2 protein-coding genes and 1 pseudogene are annotated in these 1,624 nt (G+C 67.2%); all 3 read left to right on the top strand.

From position 1 onward, the window contains the following. A pseudogene (locus ACWCOV_RS41740) lies at positions 1–231 on the top strand (hypothetical protein); the annotation flags it as partial. 15 nt (positions 232–246) lie between these two features. Continuing rightward, a complete protein-coding gene (locus tag ACWCOV_RS41735) occupies positions 247–456 on the top strand; it encodes an excisionase family DNA-binding protein (protein ID WP_449834920.1) in 210 nt (69 codons plus the stop codon). Next, a partial coding sequence (locus tag ACWCOV_RS41730; protein ID WP_449834919.1) for a tyrosine-type recombinase/integrase occupies positions 456–1,624 on the top strand: 1,169 nt, incomplete at its 3' end. The genes ACWCOV_RS41735 and ACWCOV_RS41730, both read left to right, overlap by 1 nt.

Below are 1,624 nucleotides of genomic sequence, written 5' to 3'. Positions count from 1 at the left end.
TACGCCGCCACCGCCGAGCTCGAGGACGGGTCTCCCCGCTTCGTCTGGTCGCCCGTCGACCGAGCCAACGACGACGACCTACCCACCTGGCACGGCGTACTCACCCGAGGCATCGGCGAACGCATCCGCTGGCGCACCCAGTACGAGCAAGCCAAACAACGCGCCCACGCGCCACCGGCCGACGCCTGTTCGGCAACTGACACCGATACCGCCGCTGATCCAGCGGCCTGACCTGGGGAGATTGTGATGGACAGACTGCTGACGTATGCCGAGGCCGCAGAACGGCTCGGCACCTGGTCGACGAGCGGGGCCCGATTCCCTCGCCGACTCGTAGAGGAACGCCGCATCCGGTTCGTTCGTGTCGGCCGGTACATCCGCATCCCCGAGTCGGCAGTTCGGGAGTTCATCGCGGCGGCGACAGTTGAGCCGATGACCCGGCGCGGCAGGGCTGCCTGATGCCGGGCCGGAGGCAGTTCGGCAGCGTTCGGCAGCTCAAGTCCGGCCGGTGGCAGGCGCGCTACTACGGTCCCGATGGCATCCGCCGTGAGGCGCCGGAGACGTTCCCGAAGGAGAAGGACGCCAAGGTCTGGCTGACGCTCCGAGAGGCCGAGATCGTCCGAGGTGAGTGGATGGACCCGGACCGTGGCCGGGAGCTGTTCGGCAGTTATGCGGCTCGCTGGATCGAGCAACAGAAGCTCGGGCCTCGCACTCGGGAGGAGTACGAACGCACGTTCCGCTTGCACGTCGAGCCGTTCCTAGGGCGTCGCGAGCTGGGCCAGATCAAGCCGGACACCATCCGGACCTGGCGCTCAAAGCTACTGACGTCGGGGCGCTCGGAGGACGCCACCGCGAAGGCCTACCGACTGGTCCGATCTGTCATGTACACGGCTGTCGACGACGATCTGATCCGCCGTAACCCATGCCGGATCAAGGGCGCTGACAAGGCACGTCGGTCCGAACGATCCGTGGCCACGGTCAAGCAGGTCTACGCACTGGCGGATCTCCTCGGGGAGCGCTGGCGCGCCTTCATCCTTACGGCCGCGTTCACCGGCATCCGTTGGGGTGAGCTGATCTCGCTACGCCGGACAGACATCGATCTCGTCACTCGGGTCATCCGGGTTCCTCGGGCATTCGCGGAGCTGAGTGGCGGTCGGCTCGTCGTCGTGCCACCGAAGTCTGAGGCGAGTGAGCGCGGAGTGACCATCCCCGACGTCCTGGTGGGCGAGCTGGCGGCACACCTGAACAAGTTCGTCGGCGAGGACGACGGCGCGCTCGTGTTCGTTGGGGAGCGCGGTGGTACGCCGAAGCGGGGGAGCTGGCGAACAACCGTCAAGTGGACGAAGCGGATCGCGGAGGCTGGACTGCCAGCGGGCTTCACCTTCCATGACCTGCGTCACACGGGTAACCACCTGGCGTCGATGAGTGGCGCATCCACTCGGGAGCTGATGCAGCGCATGGGGCACTCGACGATGCGGGCCGCGCTGATCTATCAGCACGCCACCAACGAGCGTGCCCGGGAGATCGCCGACCGGCTGAACGAGGTTGTTGAACGGGAAACGAAGGTCGGGGATGAGGGCACGCCGGGTGACGAGGATGGGGCCGCCGGGGTGCTGGTCCCGGTCCC

Source organism: Kribbella sp. NPDC002412 (genome assembly GCF_053592935.1).
This window is presented reverse-complemented; position numbering and strand designations above follow the sequence as displayed.

Coding starts and splice junctions, on each gene's coding strand:
- ACWCOV_RS41735 (WP_449834920.1), top strand. CDS start 247: ATGGACAGACTGCTGACGTATGCCGAGGCCGCAGAACGGCTCGGCACC.